Origin of the sequence: Pseudomonas sp. R2-60-08W, assembly GCF_003852335.1 — a bacterium.
Classification (GTDB): Bacteria; Pseudomonadota; Gammaproteobacteria; order Pseudomonadales; family Pseudomonadaceae; genus Aquipseudomonas.
The window spans coordinates 5,510,050-5,526,296 of the sequence record NZ_CP027731.1 but is presented as its reverse complement, the minus strand read 5'-3'; the positions used below and the strand labels follow the sequence as shown (position 1 = coordinate 5,526,296).

General features: G+C 60.8%; 14 protein-coding genes. 10 read left to right on the top strand and 4 right to left on the bottom strand.

Translation table 11 applies throughout. The features are described from left to right. Window positions 1-110: 110 nt before the first annotated feature. The gene (serA, locus tag C4J90_RS25355; protein WP_034116292.1) at window positions 111-1,340 is read right to left on the bottom strand and encodes a phosphoglycerate dehydrogenase; all 1,230 of its coding nucleotides are present in this window, start codon (window positions 1,338-1,340) and stop codon (window positions 111-113) included. Between the two features lie 205 nt (window positions 1,341-1,545). Between serA and C4J90_RS25345 the strand changes: the two genes are divergently transcribed. The 4 genes from C4J90_RS25345 to C4J90_RS25330 all read left to right on the top strand — a co-directional run bounded on the left by C4J90_RS25345 (window position 1,546) and on the right by C4J90_RS25330 (window position 5,766). Then, window positions 1,546-2,940 carry an FAD-binding oxidoreductase gene (locus C4J90_RS25345; protein ID WP_124421078.1) on the top strand — a complete coding sequence of 465 codons (1,395 nt, stop codon included), beginning with the start codon at window positions 1,546-1,548 and terminating at the stop codon, window positions 2,938-2,940. Window positions 2,941-2,964: 24 nt separating this feature from the next. Then, a complete protein-coding gene (locus C4J90_RS25340) occupies window positions 2,965-3,630 on the top strand; it encodes a fumarylacetoacetate hydrolase family protein (protein WP_124368736.1) in 666 nt (221 codons plus the stop codon). A gap of 180 nt (window positions 3,631-3,810) precedes the next feature. Further along, window positions 3,811-4,737 carry an SdiA-regulated domain-containing protein gene (locus C4J90_RS25335; RefSeq protein WP_124421077.1) on the top strand — a complete coding sequence of 309 codons (927 nt, stop codon included), beginning with the start codon at window positions 3,811-3,813 and terminating at the stop codon, window positions 4,735-4,737. A gap of 120 nt (window positions 4,738-4,857) precedes the next feature. Then, on the top strand, window positions 4,858-5,766 hold the full coding sequence (locus tag C4J90_RS25330; RefSeq protein WP_124364855.1) for an SdiA-regulated domain-containing protein: 909 nt from the start codon (window positions 4,858-4,860) through the stop codon (window positions 5,764-5,766). On the opposite strand, the gene C4J90_RS25325 is transcribed toward C4J90_RS25330, so the two are convergent. Together C4J90_RS25325 and rpiA are read right to left on the bottom strand one after the other, a co-directional pair. Then, on the bottom strand, window positions 5,767-7,713 hold the full coding sequence (locus tag C4J90_RS25325; RefSeq protein WP_124421076.1) for an autotransporter domain-containing protein: 1,947 nt from the start codon (window positions 7,711-7,713) through the stop codon (window positions 5,767-5,769). 275 nt (window positions 7,714-7,988) lie between these two features. Beyond that, window positions 7,989-8,660 carry a ribose-5-phosphate isomerase RpiA gene (gene rpiA, locus C4J90_RS25320; RefSeq protein ID WP_010207308.1) on the bottom strand — a complete coding sequence of 224 codons (672 nt, stop codon included), beginning with the start codon at window positions 8,658-8,660 and terminating at the stop codon, window positions 7,989-7,991. Window positions 8,661-8,798: 138 nt separating this feature from the next. On the opposite strand from rpiA, the gene ilvA reads away from it, so the two are divergent. Genes ilvA through C4J90_RS25300 form a run of 4 tightly spaced genes read left to right on the top strand, consistent with a single transcriptional unit; the run spans window position 8,799 to window position 12,507 of the window. Further along, window positions 8,799-10,313 carry a threonine ammonia-lyase, biosynthetic gene (gene ilvA / locus C4J90_RS25315; RefSeq protein WP_124421075.1) on the top strand — a complete coding sequence of 505 codons (1,515 nt, stop codon included), beginning with the start codon at window positions 8,799-8,801 and terminating at the stop codon, window positions 10,311-10,313. 40 nt (window positions 10,314-10,353) lie between these two features. Continuing rightward, complete coding sequence (locus C4J90_RS25310; RefSeq protein WP_124421074.1) at window positions 10,354-10,767, top strand: DUF2269 family protein; 414 nt, start codon at window positions 10,354-10,356, stop codon at window positions 10,765-10,767. A 10-nt stretch (window positions 10,768-10,777) separates the two neighbouring features. Beyond that, window positions 10,778-12,043, top strand: a complete 1,266-nt coding sequence (locus C4J90_RS25305; RefSeq protein WP_124364850.1) for an SDR family oxidoreductase — start codon at window positions 10,778-10,780, stop codon at window positions 12,041-12,043. Beyond that, window positions 12,040-12,507 (top strand): DUF2269 domain-containing protein, encoded by a 468-nt coding sequence (locus C4J90_RS25300; RefSeq protein ID WP_124364849.1) that lies wholly within the window; start codon window positions 12,040-12,042, stop codon window positions 12,505-12,507. The genes C4J90_RS25305 and C4J90_RS25300 overlap by 4 nt, the downstream gene beginning before the upstream one ends. A 93-nt stretch (window positions 12,508-12,600) precedes the next feature. Here the strand turns inward: C4J90_RS25300 and C4J90_RS25295 are convergent, their stop codons facing one another. Then, window positions 12,601-13,257, bottom strand: coding sequence for an HAD family phosphatase (locus C4J90_RS25295; RefSeq protein WP_124421073.1), 657 nt, complete (start codon window positions 13,255-13,257; stop codon window positions 12,601-12,603). 143 nt (window positions 13,258-13,400) lie between these two features. On the opposite strand from C4J90_RS25295, the gene C4J90_RS25290 reads away from it, so the two are divergent. Both C4J90_RS25290 and ptsP read left to right on the top strand, forming a co-directional pair. Further along, entirely contained in the window at window positions 13,401-13,880 is a 480-nt protein-coding gene (locus C4J90_RS25290; protein ID WP_003176750.1) for an RNA pyrophosphohydrolase, read from the top strand. A 22-nt stretch (window positions 13,881-13,902) separates the two neighbouring features. Then, window positions 13,903-16,182 (top strand): phosphoenolpyruvate--protein phosphotransferase, encoded by a 2,280-nt coding sequence (ptsP, locus tag C4J90_RS25285; protein WP_124364847.1) that lies wholly within the window; start codon window positions 13,903-13,905, stop codon window positions 16,180-16,182. Window positions 16,183-16,247: the final 65 nt, after the last annotated feature.

Genomic DNA, 16,247 nt, shown 5'->3' with positions numbered 1-16,247 from the left:
CGGGAGTCCCTTGCGGGGCTCCCGTTTTTTTATGGCTGCAAGCTTCAAGTTACAAGCTGCAAGCAAGAGCTTTTAGCTTGCCGCTTGCAACTTGCCGCTTACAACTGCTCTTAAAACAACACCCGGCTGCGAATAGTGCCGTTGATGTGCTGCAGCTTCTCTTGCGCCAGGTCCGAGTACTCGGCGTCGACGTCGATCACCACGTAGCCGACCTTCTCGTTGGTCTGCAGGAACTGACCGGAGATGTTGATGCCGTTTTCCGCGAAGACCTTGTTGATCTCCATCATCACACCCGGAATGTTCTGGTGGATGTGCAGCAGACGGTGCTTGCCAGGGTGAGCCGGCAGGGCCACTTCCGGGAAGTTCACGGACGATACCGAGGTGCCGTTGTCGCTGTACTTGACCAGTTTTTCCGAGACTTCCAGGCCGATGTTGGCTTGGGCTTCAGCGGTGGAGCCGCCGATGTGCGGGGTCAGGATCACGTTGTCCAGGCCGCGCAACGGGCTTTCGAAAATGTCGTCGTTGGAGCGTGGCTCTACCGGGAACACGTCGATGGCGGCGCCGATCAGGTGCTTGTCCTTGATCGCCTCGGCCAGGGCGTCCAGCTCGACCACTGTGCCGCGCGCGGCGTTGATCAGGATCCCGCCTTTCTTGATGGCGCGGATTTCCTTCTCGCCGATCATCCACTGGGTTTCGGCAGTTTCCGGAACGTGCAGGGTGACGATGTCGGACATGCCCAGCAGCTCGGTCAGGCTCGAGACCTGGGTGGCGTTGCCCAATGGCAGCTTGGTCAGGGTGTCGTAGAAGAACACCTGCATGCCTAAGCCTTCAGCCAATACCGACAACTGAGTGCCGATCGAACCGTAGCCGACGATACCCAGCTTCTTGCCGCGGATTTCGAAGGAGTTGGCCGCGCTCTTGATCCAGCCGCCACGGTGGCAGGAAGCGTTCTTCTCGGGGATACCGCGCAACAGCAGGATGGCCTCGGCCAGCACCAGCTCCGCTACGGAACGGGTGTTGGAGTACGGTGCGTTGAACACCGCGATGCCGCGTTCGCGCGCTGCGTTGAGGTCGACCTGGTTGGTGCCGATGCAGAAGCAGCCGACCGCCACGAGTTTCTTGGCGTGGTCGAAGATTTCTTCGGTCAACTGAGTGCGGGAGCGAATGCCGATAAAGTGCGCGTCGGCGATCTTTTCCTTGAGCTGGGCTTCCGGCAGAGAACTGGTGATGTACTCAATGCTGGTGTACCCGGCGGCTTTCAGAACGTCGACAGCCGATGGGTGGACGCCTTCCAGAAGAAGGAACTTGATCTTGCTCTTATCGAGAGAAGTCTTGCTCATCTGCGTAAACCTGTATCCCGGAGAAAAATGGCAGGGAATCGGATCGCTTAAGCTGACCCGGACGGCAGGAAAGCCGTCACCGCAGAAACGCCCTTGGGCTCTGTCCTGCGGGGGCGGTATGCTAGCATACGCGCCCCGCTAAACACCTATTCCTGCGACGTGAAGCGTTCTCAGGATGACCATGAATTGTTCGAGAGTTCTGTCGATGACCCATCCTGCCCTGATTGATGAGCTGAAGACCCTGGTTGAGCCCGGCAAAGTGCTGACCGACGCCGACTCCCTGGAGGCTTACGGCAAGGATTGGACCAAACACTTCGCGCCCGCGCCGTGCGCCATCGTCTTTCCCAAGACCACCGAGCAGGTGCAGGCCATCGTCCGTTGGGCCAATTCCCACAAGATGGCGCTGGTGCCATCCGGTGGCCGTACTGGCCTGTCGGCGGCGGCGGTGGCGGCCAATGGCGAAGTGGTGGTGTCATTCGACTATATGAACCAGATTCTCGACGTGAACCTTACCGACCGCACCGCGGTGTGCCAGCCGGGTGTGGTCACCAAGCAATTGCAGAACGTTGCCGAAGAACATGGGTTGTACTACCCGGTGGATTTCGCATCGTCCGGTTCCAGCCAGATTGGCGGCAATATCGGCACCAATGCCGGCGGGATCAAGGTGATTCGCTACGGCATGACCCGTAACTGGGTGGCAGGCATGAAAGTCGTCACTGGCAAAGGCGATGTGCTGGAACTGAACCGTGACCTGATCAAAAACGCCACCGGCTACGACATGCGCCAGCTGTTCATCGGCGCCGAAGGGACCCTGGGCTTCGTGGTGGAAGCCACCATGCGCCTGGACCGTGCGCCGAAAAACCTGACCGCCATGGTGCTCGGTACCACCGACTTCGACTCGATCATGCCGGTGCTGCACGCCTTCCAGAGCAAGCTGGACCTGACCGCTTTCGAATTTTTCTCCGACAAGGCCCTGGCCAGAGTCCTCGGGCGTGGCGACGTGCCAGCGCCGTTCGAAACCGATTGCCCGTTCTACGCGCTGCTGGAATTCGAAGCCACCACCGAGGAAGTCGCCAATCACGCCCTCGAGACCTTTGAACATTGCGTCGAGCAAGGCTGGGTGCTGGACGGCGTGATGAGCCAGAGCGAGACCCAGCTGCATAATTTGTGGAAGCTGCGCGAATATATCTCCGAGACGATTTCCCACTGGACGCCGTACAAAAACGATATTTCGGTCACCGTTTCCAAAGTGCCGGCTTTCCTGAAAGAAATTGACGCTATCGTCGGTGAGCACTACCCGGATTTCGAAATCGTCTGGTTCGGCCACATTGGCGACGGTAACCTGCACCTGAATATCCTTAAGCCGGAAACCCTGAGCAAGGACGAATTCTTCGCCAAGTGCGCCACCGTGAACAAATGGGTGTTCAAGACCGTCGCCAAATACAACGGCTCGATCTCCGCCGAACACGGCGTGGGCATGACCAAGCGCGATTACCTGACTTACAGCCGCTCACCGGTTGAAATCGAATACATGAAGGCCGTGAAAGCGGTGTTCGACCCGAACGGGATCATGAACCCAGGCAAGATCTTCGTTGTTTAAGGACGCTTTTTAAGGAGTCGTTCCATGAGCTACCAGCACAAGTATATCGACGGCACCAACATCCACTTTCCGGTAGGCAAAGTGGTGTGTATCGGACGTAACTACGCCGAACACGCCAAGGAGCTGGACAACCCGGTGCCGACCGAGCCGTTGCTGTTCATCAAGCCGGGCAGTTGCGTGGTGCCGCTGGAAGGCGGTTTCACTATTCCTACCGAGCGCGGTTCGGTGCATTACGAAGCGGAAATCGCCGTGTTGATCGGCAAGCCGTTGTCGAACAACCCAAGCCGCGAAGAAGTGCTGGACGCCATCTCCGGCTTCGCCCCGGCCCTGGACCTGACCCTGCGCGACAAACAGGCCGAGCTGAAGGCCAAGGGCCTGCCGTGGGAGATCGCCAAGTCGTTCGACGGCGCGGCGGTGATTGCGCCTTTTGTGGTCGGCAGCACGTTCGCGGACGTGACTGATATCGGCATTCGCCTGACCATCAACGGCGAAGTCCGCCAGAACGGCAACAGCGCGCAGATGCTCAACCCGATCGTGCCGATGATCCAGCACATGGCCGGCTGCTTCTCGCTGCAGGCGGGTGATGTAATCCTGACCGGCACCCCGGCTGGCGTAGGGCCGCTGAATGTCGGCGATAAGCTGGTGCTGGAGTTGTCGGGCGTCAACCGCTTCGAGAGCGTCGTGCGCTGAAAAATATGGGAGGGGGCTTGCCCCCGATTGCAGTGTGTCAGCCGGCTAACCTGTGCCTGACACTCCGCTATCGGGAGCAAGCCCCCTCCCACATTGGTTTTGCATTTTTTTCACACGCCATCCGCATAATTCCAGCTTCTTGCTCTATTCCCTATAGCTGACTTCCGGAAAAAGCCCTCAATGGCCGTGCCTCTGCCCACTTCCAAACCTACGCTTCGCTCTCGCTTGACCATGCGCTGGTATTCCTGGGTGTTTCTGGCCGGTGCGATCCTGTATGGCATCGCCTGGGCGATGCACTGGGATGATCGCGGTGTGTTGTGGGTGCTGGAGGGTTTTGAAAGCCCGGCTGAACGCCGGGAAAGCGTGTGGCTGCCGGACTATCACGCGGTCATCGACGCCAAGTTGCTGCCCGGCATGGAGAAGGATGAGGCCTCGGACCTGTCCTACAACCCAAGCACCAAAACCCTGTTCTCCGTAATGGGTAAGAACCCGTTCCTGGTGGAGCTGAGCCTGCAAGGCGACGTGCTGCGCAAGATGCCCCTCAACGGCTGGAACAATCCGGAAGGCCTGACGGTGATGGGGAATGGCTTGATGGCCGTGGTCGATGAGCGCGAGCACAGCCTGACCATCGTCAAGGTAGACGCCGGCACCACGGCATTGAACAAGGCCGATTTCCCCAGTTATGACCTGGGCCCGTCCAAGGACCAGAACAAAGCCTTTGAAGCAATCACCTGGGACCCGCGCAACCAGCAGTTGGTGCTGGGCGAAGAGCGCCCACCGGCACTGTTTACCTGGAAGAGCGACGGCAGCCAGACCCTCACAGGCGACAAGCAGAAACGGGCGAGTACCGAGCTGGATGTGCGTAACCTGTCTGCCCTGGCCATCGACCCGCGTACCGGGCACTTGCTGGTGCTGTCCGCCGACTCCCACCTGCTGCTGGAGCTGGATGAAACCGGCGAGCAAGTCAGCTTCATGACCCTGTTGGGCGGCTTCAACGGCCTCAAGGACACCATCCCGCGTGCCGAAGGGGTGACCATGGACGAGAGCGGTACGCTGTATATCGTCAGCGAGCCAAACTTGTTCTATCGGTTTGAAAAACAGAAATAACCTACGTCTTACGTCGGACACGTCCTAAAAAGCGGCATTCACCAGACAGCCCGTTGCGTTTAAGTTTAAATTCAGGCGATCTTGATATCTATTCGCCAGTTTTTCTCTGAGCCCGCCACGATGCGTCGATTTGCCCGCCCCAAACCTGCTCTTTTAATCCTGCTGTTGATTGCGCTGGTCGCTGCCGCGATCGTTGCGCAGCAATTCCGTCTGTTCGAGCGTGCCTGGTTCAACTGGCAGGTGTGGCACCAGCCAGCGGATGAACGCGGCATCGGCCTGGCCGATTACCGCGTCTCCCTGGAAGGCCAGGTGATCGAAGGGCTCGACGACGATGTGTCGGCCCTCACCTACGACCCGGTGCGCAAAAGCCTGTTTACCGTCACCAATAAAAACGCCGAGTTGGTCGAGCTGTCCCTGCAAGGCAAGATCCTGCGGCGTATTCCCCTGGTGGGGTTTGGCGATGCCGAGGCGGTGGAGTTCATCAGCGACAATATTTACGTGATCAGTGACGAGCGCCAACAGCGCCTGATCAAAGTGCATGTGGACGATGACACACAATTTCTCGATGCCGCCGATGCGGAGCAGATGACCCTGGGCGTGCACATTGGCAGCAACAAGGGTTTCGAAGGCCTGGCCTATGACTCGGTGGGCAAGCGCCTGTTTGTCGCCAAGGAACGCGACCCGATGGTGATCTATGAGGTCCACGGCTTTCCCCATTTCAAAGCGGAAAAAACCTACTCGGTGCATGTGATCAACAACCCCAAGCGTGATGCCGGGTTATTCGTGCGCGACCTGTCGAGCCTGCAATACGACGAGCGCAGCGGCCATTTACTGGCGCTTTCCGATGAGTCGTTCCTGGTGCTGGAACTGGATATCGACGGTCGCCCGTTAAGCAGTCTGTCACTGCTCAACGGGCGCCATGGCCTGAAAAAACGTGTGCCGCAAGCCGAAGGGATCGCCATGGATGACGAGGGCACGCTGTACCTCGTCAGTGAGCCGAACCTGTTCTACGTGTTCAAGAAGCCCTGATCAGAACATCCACTGCACACCCAGCGAGTAGCCGGTCTGGCTGCCCTCGGCATGGCCGAGTCGACTGTTCACTTCGGCGTACATCCCCAATTGCGGGGTGATTGCCAATTGGCTGCCGAGTTGCGCACGGCCAAAACGTTTATCGACTGACCCCAGTTTGGCGGTGCGGGCCTGGCCATCGGCGCGGGCGGTCAGTTGCAGGTCGTCGAGACGCCCATCGGCCAATTCCTTGACCCACGCGATGTTGCCGTAAGGCATCAGGCTCAAGCCGTAAGGCAGAGCGACAGCACCGCGCACGCGCCAGCCCAGGCTGGCTTCCAGGGAATCGAACGACTGTTCTTCGTAGTCCAGCGCGGTGCGCAGGTTCTGCTTCTCGTCGAACTGATCGATGCGGTAGTGGCTGTAATCGAGCCCGGCAAAGGGTCCGCTCTGGAGGGCACCGAAATCGAAGTCATAGCCGCCCAGCACCCGTGCGCCGAGGGACAGCGCGTCGGTCTTGCCGGTCAGTTGCTGGTTGAGCAGCACCGGCCCGCCGCTGGCCTGGATCAGCAGGTTGCGTTTGGAATCGAAGCGCGTGTGGCCGGCGCTCAGGTCACCGGCCAGCCAGCTCGGCCCGCCGTCGTTGAGCAGGGCGTAGACGGCGGCCTGCCAGGTGTCGCTATCGAGTTTGCCGCGGTGCTCCAGCGTGTCGCGGCCGTTGCGGTAGCTCAGGCTGGCACCGATGTTCAGGGCTGAGCTCAGCTGGTAGTCGCCCAGCGCATGCACGCCCAACTGCCGGGCCTCTGGGTTGGGTGCGCGGTCGAAACCGCTGTCCGGGTTGTATTGACCGTCCACGCCGATTTCGCCATCGAAGCTGCCCACTTCACGACTGGCCGACTGCAAGGTCAGCCAGCGGCGATCATGCAAACGCACGCTGGCCTGGTGCTGGCGCTGCAGGTTGTCCTGCATATTGCGTGCGACGGCGCCGCCCGAGGCAGTCGAGGCCATCAAGTCGGCATTGGTCAGTTCCAGCACCAGGCGGCTGAGCAGGCGCGAATAATCGCGCAGGCGCTGATCGATGCGCGCCTGGCCGAAGGCATCGGTGAGCACGGCTTTATTGTCTTCGTTCGGGTCGTGCCAGGTCGAGCCGCCGGGGATTTTCGGATTGTCGGTCTGGGTGTAGCCATCCAGGTCGCCCAGCTCCCAATTGGTCGCCTCGATATACAGGATCGGAATATTCAGCGGTTCGAACGGTTCGCCATCGCTGCAGCAGCCGGTGCCCTTGGGGTATTGCGGGTCCAGGCCGGGGTTGGTGAACAGGGGGATATTCAGTTCCTTGGCGATCTGGAAGGTGTGTTCGCGCAACGCCGCCAGGCTGGGGTTGGCCGCGCTGTTCTGGCCGGCGTGGGCATACATCATGTCGCCGGTGATCAGGCTGTCGAGGTTGATCATCGCGAGCATGTTGGCGCGTTGGCTTGCGCTCAGGGACTCAACGAAGGCCTTGGACCCTCGCAGGCCTTCTTCTTCCGCGCCGAAGCCCACCACCTGCAAGCCATTTTCCAGTTGCAGCCCGCCCAGGTTCTTCGCCACCTCGGTGAGCACGCTGGCGCCGGAGCCGTTGTCGTCCAGGCCTTGCAGGGTGGGGCGACCGAAGTAGGTGTCGAAGTGCGCGCCGATCACCACGTACTGCGGTTTAGTGCCGGCGGCGTAGGCCACCACGTTTTGCGAGGCGCGGCTGCCGTTGTTCCAGGTGAAGTCCTGGCGACTGATGCTGTAGGCCGTGCCCATCTGGCTCTGCATCCAATCGGCCGCCCCGGCGAAATTGGCCGTGTCGCGATAACGCCCGGGGTAGTCGTTGATCAGTTTTTCCAGGGTGGTGGTGGCGTGCTGGCCGTAATCATAGGCCTGAAGATGCGTCGACAGCAGGGTGCCGGCGACGCTGAGAGCGAGGGCTAGGGGCTTTATCACAGGGTCTTCCTTGAGGTGATGAGAGGTTCAAGCGCAGACGCTTTGCACAATGCGCGCCTCATTCCATGGGCGGCGGCGAATTGGCGCATTGTTAAACGCGTGGGTCGCTTGGTTGTAATTTGTAACGGATTGGATACCAGACGGGGCGTGACAGAGCGCACGGTTTTGGAGAGGAGTGCTGCGAAAAGTAGCGTTTGTGTTACAGAAATCCAGACCGGATCGCTATCAAATGTGGGAGGGAGCAAGCCCCCTCCCACATTTGAACTGCGGTGCTCTTAAGCTTTGAGGGTCTTCACGCCTTCCGGGGTACCCAACAGCAGCACATCCGCCGGGCGTGCGGCGAACAGGCCGTTGGTGACCACGCCAACGATGGCGTTGATCTGCGTCTCCAGCTCCACCGGATTAGTGATCTGCATGTTGAACACATCGAGGATGATGTTGCCGTTATCGGTCAACACGCCTTCACGGTACACCGGGTCGCCGCCCAGTTTCACCAGCTCGCGGGCCACGTGGCTGCGGGCCATCGGGATGACTTCCACCGGCAGCGGGAATGCACCGAGCACCGGCACCAGCTTGCTGGCGTCGGCAATGCAGATGAAGGTCTTGGCCACGGCCGCGACGATCTTCTCGCGGGTCAGGGCTGCGCCGCCGCCTTTGATCAGGTTCAGGTGCTCGTCGCTTTCGTCCGCGCCGTCGATGTAGAACTCCAGGTCGCTCACGGTGTTGAGCTCGTACACCGGAATGCCATGGCCTTTGAGGCGCGCGGCGGTCGCTTCGGAGCTGGCCACTGCGCCATCGAACGCACCTTTATGCTGGGCCAGCGCATCGATAAAGCAGTTGGCAGTGGAGCCGGTGCCGACACCGACGATGCTCTTGTCGTCGAGTTTGGGAAGGATTAAATCGACAGCGGCCTGGGCCACTGCCTGTTTGAGTTGATCCTGGGTCATGCGGGCTCCGGAACGGGCGGGGGAGTGATCGAGGGCGGCGAGTATACCCCAACAAACCTTGGGATTCGTGTGGTCTCCCGGCCAAAAGCCGGGTTAGACTCCCTGGCCCTGCCCAACCCCTGAAGTAGATGCCTGCCGATGCTTGAACACTACGTCAAAAAGATCCTCACCTCGCGCGTTTACGACGTTGCCGTAGAAACACCCCTGCAGACTGCCCGCCAGCTTTCCGAGCGGCTGGGCAACCAGATTTGGCTCAAGCGCGAAGACTTGCAGCCGGTGTTCTCGTTCAAGATTCGCGGCGCCTACAACAAGCTGTGCCAGCTCAGCGCAGAGGAGCGCGCACGCGGCGTGGTCACCGCCTCGGCGGGCAACCATGCCCAGGGCCTGGCCCTGGCGGCCAAGGTGCTGGGGGTCAAGGCGACGATCGTGATGCCCAAGACCACCCCGGAAATCAAGGTCGAAGGCGTGCGCTCGCGTGGCGGCAAGGTGGTGCTGCACGGTGATTCTTTCCCGGAAGCCCTGGCCTACTCACTGAAGCTGGTCGATGAAAAAGGCTACGTCTACATTCACCCCTACGATGATCCGCACACCATTGCCGGGCAGGGCACCGTGGCGATGGAGATCCTGCGCCAGCATCCAGGGCCGTTGGACGCGATCTTCGTGCCGGTGGGCGGCGGCGGGCTGATCGCCGGCATTGCGGCGTATGTGAAATACCTGCGCCCGGACATCAAGATCATCGGCGTCGAGCCGGACGACTCCAACTGCCTGCAAGCGGCGATGGCGGCGGGTGAGCGCGTGGTGCTGCCGACCGTCGGCCTCTTCGCCGACGGCGTGGCGGTGGCGCAGATCGGCCAGCACACCTTCGACATCTGCAAAGACTATGTGGATGAAGTGATCACCGTCAGCACCGATGAAATCTGTGCGGCAATCAAGGATATCTACGACGACACGCGCTCGATCACCGAGCCGGCAGGCGCATTGGGCGTGGCCGGGATCAAGAGGTATGTCGAGACCCGTGGCGTCAGCGGCCAGACCTTTGTTGCCATCGACTCCGGTGCCAACGTCAACTTCGACCGTCTGCGCCATGTGGCCGAACGCGCCGAGCTGGGTGAAGGCCGCGAAGCCATCATCGCCGTGACCATTCCCGAGAAACCGGGCAGCTTCAAGGCATTCTGCGAGGCAGTGGGCAAGCGCCAGATCACCGAATTCAACTACCGCTATCACACCGGCAGCGAGGCGCACATCTTCGTCGGCGTGCAGACCCACCCGGAAAACGACCCGCGCAGCGCATTGATCGCCAGCCTCACCGACCAGGGTTTCCCGGTGCTGGACCTCACCGAAAACGAATTGGCCAAGTTGCACATCCGCCATATGGTCGGCGGGCATGCGGCCAAGGTCAGTGACGAGCTGGTGTTTCGTTTTGAATTTCCGGAACGGCCGGGGGCGTTGTTCAACTTTCTTAACAAACTGGGCGGGCGCTGGAATATTTCGATGTTCCACTACCGCAACCACGGCGCGGCTGACGGCCGGGTGGTCGCCGGCCTGCAAGTGCCGGCGGACGAGCGCCACCTGGTCCCGGCTGCCCTCGCCGAGATCGGCTACCCGTATTGGGATGAAAGCGAAAACCCGGCCTACCAGTTGTTCCTCGGTTGAGCGACTACGCTGACTGAGCGGCCTTCAAGGAATCGAGACTATGGAAACGCTGACCACCCTCAAGGTTATTCACATCGCCGCCACCGTATTGCTGCTGCTCAGCGGCCTGGGCCTGGCAGTACTGGCCTGGCGCAAGCGCAGCGCCGGCCCGGCGGTGGTCGTGCAACGCCCGTGGGCGTTCGTCTGGCTGCTGATGGGCATTTGCCTGGTGAGCATGCCGTTCACCGGCTGGTGGATGGTGCACCTGATCGGCTGGCCGCTGGGGCAAACCTGGATCCTGGGTTCCAGCATTCTGTATACCGTAGCAGCGCTGGCCTGGTTCTGGCTGGTGGCACGGCTCAATCGGCTGCGTAAAGGCGAGGGCGGTAGCCTGAATTTCACCTTGGTGCTGGCGGTGGTCAGCCTGGTGGGGTTTGTGGCGATTGCCGGGCTCATGGGGGCCAAGCCGGTTTGAAAGGAGCTTCATGAACATTCTTCTGGTAGGCGCCACCGGGTTTGTCGGGCGCCACCTGTTGCTGGCTCTGCAGCAGGCGGGGCATCAAGTGGTCGCTACTTGTCGCGAGCCTCGAAGCCAGAATTGGCCGGGCGTGGAGTGGCGCCCGCTGGATCTGAACCTGCTGGCCGTCGACCCCGAAGGTTTCGACTTTCCCGAATCCGTTGATTTACTGATCAATGCAGCCGGTCTGCTGAGCGTGGATGCGGCCGAGCTGAGCCGGGTGCAGGACCGGGGCACTTGCGCGTTGTTCGATCTGGCGGCGCAGCGCGGCGTGCGAGTGCTGCAGGTTTCCGCCCTGGGCGCTTCAGCGCAATCCGATGTGCCGTTTCTCGCCAGCAAAGGCGCGGCTGACGACTATCTGCTTGGCCTCGGGATTGAAGCGGTGGTATTGCGACCCTCATTGGTAGTGGGTGAGGGCGGCGCCAGCAGTGCCTGGCTCGCCGCGCTTTCGCCGTGGCCGCTGATCCCGTTGCTGGACCTCAAGGCCCATCTGCAACCGGTGCATATCGTTGACGTCGTCGGGGCCGTACTGGCATTGCTGCGTCGGTGGCCAGTTGAAGCGATGGTGTTGCCATTGGTCGGGCCTGAACCGATGCGGCTGAGCCAGGTCATTGATCACTTGCGCGCCGTACAAGGCTGGGCGCCGGGCCGATACGTCCAGGCGCCGCTGCTAGGGTTGAGCGGTCGGGTGGGCGACCGCCTGGGTTGGCGTGCGCTGAACAGACAAAGCATTACTCTGGCGCAACAGGACAACGTGGCCGACCCCGAGGTGCTGGCTTCGGTCTGCGGTTATTCGGCGGCACCGCTGTCGTCGCGTTTGCAGGGCTGGCCGACAGCGGCCGTGAGCAGCCAGCTTACGGTCCGTCCCTTGATGCTGGCGGTGCTGGTGCTGATCTGGCTGGGCACCGCAGCGGTGTGCCTGGGGCCGGGGTACGAGTGGGGCTTGCGCATCATGGCGCAGGCAGGCGTGCACGGTGTTTGGGCGATGCTGGCGGTGATCGGCGGGTCGCTGTGCGATGGTCTGTTGGGCACCGGGCTGCTGATCAGGCGCTGGCGGCGCCACACCCTGCTATTGCAACTGTTGTTGATGGTCGGATACACCGTAGTCATCAGCTTCGTTTTGCCCCACTACTGGTTCGACCCCTACGCCGCCGTCGCCAAGAACTTGGTGCTGATGGTGGCTACGTTATGGCTTTTTTGGACTGAACCTACTGTGAATGAGTGTCGCCGATGAGTGCTTACCTGCTGCTCAAAACCCTGCATATCCTTTCGTCCACCATCCTATTCGGGCTGGGCGCGGGCTCGGCCTACTACGCGTTGCGCGCCTGGCGCAGCGGCAAAGTGGAAGTGATCGCCGTAACATTCAAGCACCTGGTCTTTGCCGACTGGGCGTTTACCGCGACCACGGCAGTGTTCCAGCCATTGAGTGGGATCGGCTTGATGCATCTGGCGGGTTGGTCGTTGCAGCAGAGTTGGTTGCAGTGGACGTTCGGTTTGTATGTGTTGGCGGGGATCTGCTGGCTGCCAGTGGTGTGGTTGCAGATTCGTGTGCACCAGATGGCGGAACAGGCGTTGCGCGAAGGTACGACGATGCCACTCAAGGCCGCAACCTATATGCGCTGGTGGTTTGGCCTGGGTTGGCCTGCATTCCTGGCGTTCATGGCGATTTTCTACCTGATGGTGGCCAAGCCTATGTAAGGCTTGGGCCCGTGTCGCCTGCATCGGGGGCAAGCCCCCTCCCACATTGGAATGCGTTCCCCTGTGGGAGGGGGCTTGCCCCCGATAGCTTTATCAGCCGCGCAGCGTAATCACCGGCCAGCCCCGCTTTTCAGCCTCGGCCCGCAAATTCGGGTCCGGATCCACCGCCACCGGATGAGTCACCTGCTCCAGCAGCGGCAAATCATTCATCGAGTCGCTATAGAAGTAGCTGTCTTCCAGGCTATACCCGGTCTCTTCCAGCCAACGGTTCAAGCGCGTCACCTTGCCTTCACGAAAGCACGGCACATCGGTGCTGCGCCCGGTGTAGCGGCCATTTTCCATCTCGCACTCGGTGGCGATCAGGGTTTCAACCCCCAGCCGTGCGGCAATCGGCGCGGTGACGAAACGGTTGGTAGCGGTGATGATCACCAGCTTGTCGCCAGCGGCGCGATGCTTGGCCAGCAGTTCCACGGCCTTGGGCAGCATGATCGGCTCGATGCAGTCGCGCATGTAGTCGTTGTGCCATTCGTCCAACTGAGCCATCTCGGTGCGGCCGAGGATTTCCAGGCAGAAGTTCAGGTAAGCGGCGTTGTCCAGCTTGCCGGCCAGGTAGTCCTGATAGAACGCGTCGTTACGGGCCTTGTAAGCCACCGGGTCGAGAATCCTGCGTTCACACAGGTAATCACCCCAGGCGTGATCGCTGTCACCGCCCAGGAGCGTGTTGTCCAAGTCGAATAAAGCCAGGCGCATTGCGGTTACTCGCTGAAAAGTCTGTAAAAAGGCGTCCAGAATACGGTCTTTTCACAAGAGTGCACATAAGGTAAGAAGCCTCGTTGCCGCTGGATGAACCTTTGTGGAACAATGCGGCGACATGCGTTTGCGAGGTTGTTGCCGTGATCGACCCCGATGGTTTCCGTCCTAATGTCGGGATTATTCTTACGAATGATGCCGGACAGGTGCTATGGGCTCGCCGAATCAACCAAGATGCCTGGCAGTTTCCTCAAGGTGGGATCAACCCCGACGAAACCCCTGAAGACGCCTTGTACCGTGAGTTGAACGAAGAAGTCGGCCTTGAGCGCGAAGATGTGCAGATTCTGGCCTGCACCCGGGGCTGGTTGCGCTATCGTTTGCCGCAACGCCTGGTGCGTACCCACAGCCAACCGCTGTGTATCGGCCAGAAGCAGAAATGGTTTCTCCTGCGCCTGATCTCCAATGAGCAGCGGGTGCGGATGGATTTGACCGGTAAACCGGAGTTCGATGGCTGGCGCTGGGTCAGTTATTGGTATCCGCTGGGCCAGGTGGTGACATTCAAGCGCGAGGTTTATCGTCGCGCTCTCAAAGAGCTTGCCCCGCGCCTTTTAGCGCGCGACTGACGACGGAGTTCGACCCCGAGCCATGCTCAATACGCTGCGCAAGATCGTCCAGGAAGTTAACTCCGCCAAGGATCTCAAGGCGGCGTTGGGGATTATTGTGTTGCGCGTCAAGGAAGCCATGGGCAGCCAGGTCTGCTCGGTTTACCTGCTGGACCCCGAGACCAACCGTTTTGTGCTGATGGCCACCGAGGGCTTGAACAAGCGCTCCATCGGCAAAGTCAGCATGGCACCCAATGAAGGTCTGGTGGGCCTGGTGGGGACGCGTGAAGAACCCCTGAACCTTGAAAACGCGGCCGATCACCCGCGTTATCGCTACTTTGCCGAAACCGGCGAAGAGCGCTACGCCTCGTTTCTCGGCGCGCCGATCATTCACCACCGCCGCGTCGTCGGCGTGCTGGTCATCCAACAGAAAGAACGCCGCCAGTTCGACGAAGGTGAAGAAGCCTTCCTGGTGACCATGAGCGCGCAGCTGGCCGGGGTTATCGCCCACGCCGAAGCCACGGGCTCGATTCGCGGCCTGGGTCGCCAGGGCAAGGGCATCCAGGAAGCCAAGTTCGTCGGCGTGCCGGGTTCGCCGGGGGCCGCCGTCGGTACGGCGGTGGTCATGCTGCCACCGGCCGACCTCGATGTGGTACCGGACAAGACCGTTCACGACATCGACGCTGAAATCAAACTGTTCAAGACCGCCCTGGAAGGCGTACGCGCCGACATGCGCAACCTGTCGACCAAGCTGGCCACCCAGTTGCGCCCGGAAGAGCGTGCGCTGTTCGACGTGTACCAGATGATGCTCGACGACGCGTCCCTGGGTAATGAAGTCAAGACCGTGATCAAGACCGGCCAGTGGGCCCAGGGCGCGCTGCGCCAAGTGGTTACCGATCACGTCAACCGTTTCGAATTGATGGACGACGCTTACCTGCGCGAGCGCGCCTCGGATGTGCGTGACCTCGGTCGCCGTCTGCTGGCCTACCTGCAGGAAGACCGCACCACCAATCTGGTCTACCCCGACAACACCATCCTGATCAGCGAAGAACTGACCGCCACCATGCTCGGCGAAGTGCCTGAGGGCAAGTTGGTCGGCCTGGTCTCGGTATTGGGCTCGGGTAACTCCCACGTTGCGATCCTGGCTCGCGCCATGGGCATTCCGACGGTGATGGGCTTGGTGGACCTGCCGTATTCCAAGGTGGATGGCATCGACATGATCGTCGATGGTCATCGCGGCGAAGTCTTTACCAACCCCAGCGAATTGCTGCGCAAGCAATACGCCGAAGTGGTCGAGGAAGAGAAACAACTGGCGCTGGGCCTCGACTCGTTGCGCGAGTTGCCGTGCGTGACCCTCGACGGCCACCGCGTGCCGCTGCTGGTGAACACCGGCCTGCTGGCCGATGTGGCGCGGGCGCAACAGCGCGGCGCTGAAGGGGTGGGGCTGTACCGCACCGAAGTACCGTTCATGATCAACCAGCGTTTCCCGAGTGAGAAGGAGCAGCTGGCGATTTATCGCGAGCAACTGCAGGCCTTCCACCCGTTGCCGGTGACCATGCGCAGCCTGGATATCGGCGGCGACAAGTCACTGTCGTATTTCCCGATCAAGGAAGACAACCCCTTCCTCGGCTGGCGCGGGATTCGCGTCACCCTCGACCACCCTGAAATTTTCCTGGTGCAGACCCGCGCCATGCTCAAGGCCAGCGAAGGCCTGAATAACTTGCGCATCCTGCTGCCGATGATCTCCGGCACCCACGAGCTGGAAGAAGCCTTGCACCTGATCCACCGTGCCTGGGGCGAAGTGCGCGACGAAGGCGCCGACGTGCCGATGCCGCCAATTGGCGTGATGATCGAAATCCCGGCGGCGGTGTACCAGGCCAAGGAGCTGGCACGGCAGGTGGACTTCCTGTCGGTAGGCTCTAACGACCTGACCCAATACCTGCTCGCTGTGGACCGCAACAACCCGCGGGTAGCCGACCTGTACGACTACCTGCACCCGGCCGTGCTACAAGCGCTGCAGCATGTGGTGCGCGACGCCCATGCCGAAGGCAAGCCGGTGAGTATCTGCGGTGAAATGGCCGGCGACCCGGCGGCGGCGGTGCTGTTGATGGCGATGGGCTTTGACAGCCTGTCGATGAACGCCACCAACTTGCCCAAAGTGAAATGGATGCTGCGCCAGGTTGAATTGAGCATGGCCAAGGATTTGCTGGCCGAACTGATGACCATCGACAACCCGCAAGTTATCCACAGCTCGCTGCAATTGGCGCTGAAGAATTTGGGGCTGACGCGGATGATCAATCCGGCCTCGGCGAAAACCCTCTAAATCCTGGCGCCAATCAAAATGTGGGAGGGGGCTTGCTTCCGATAGCGGTGTAACTGTCAGCACAT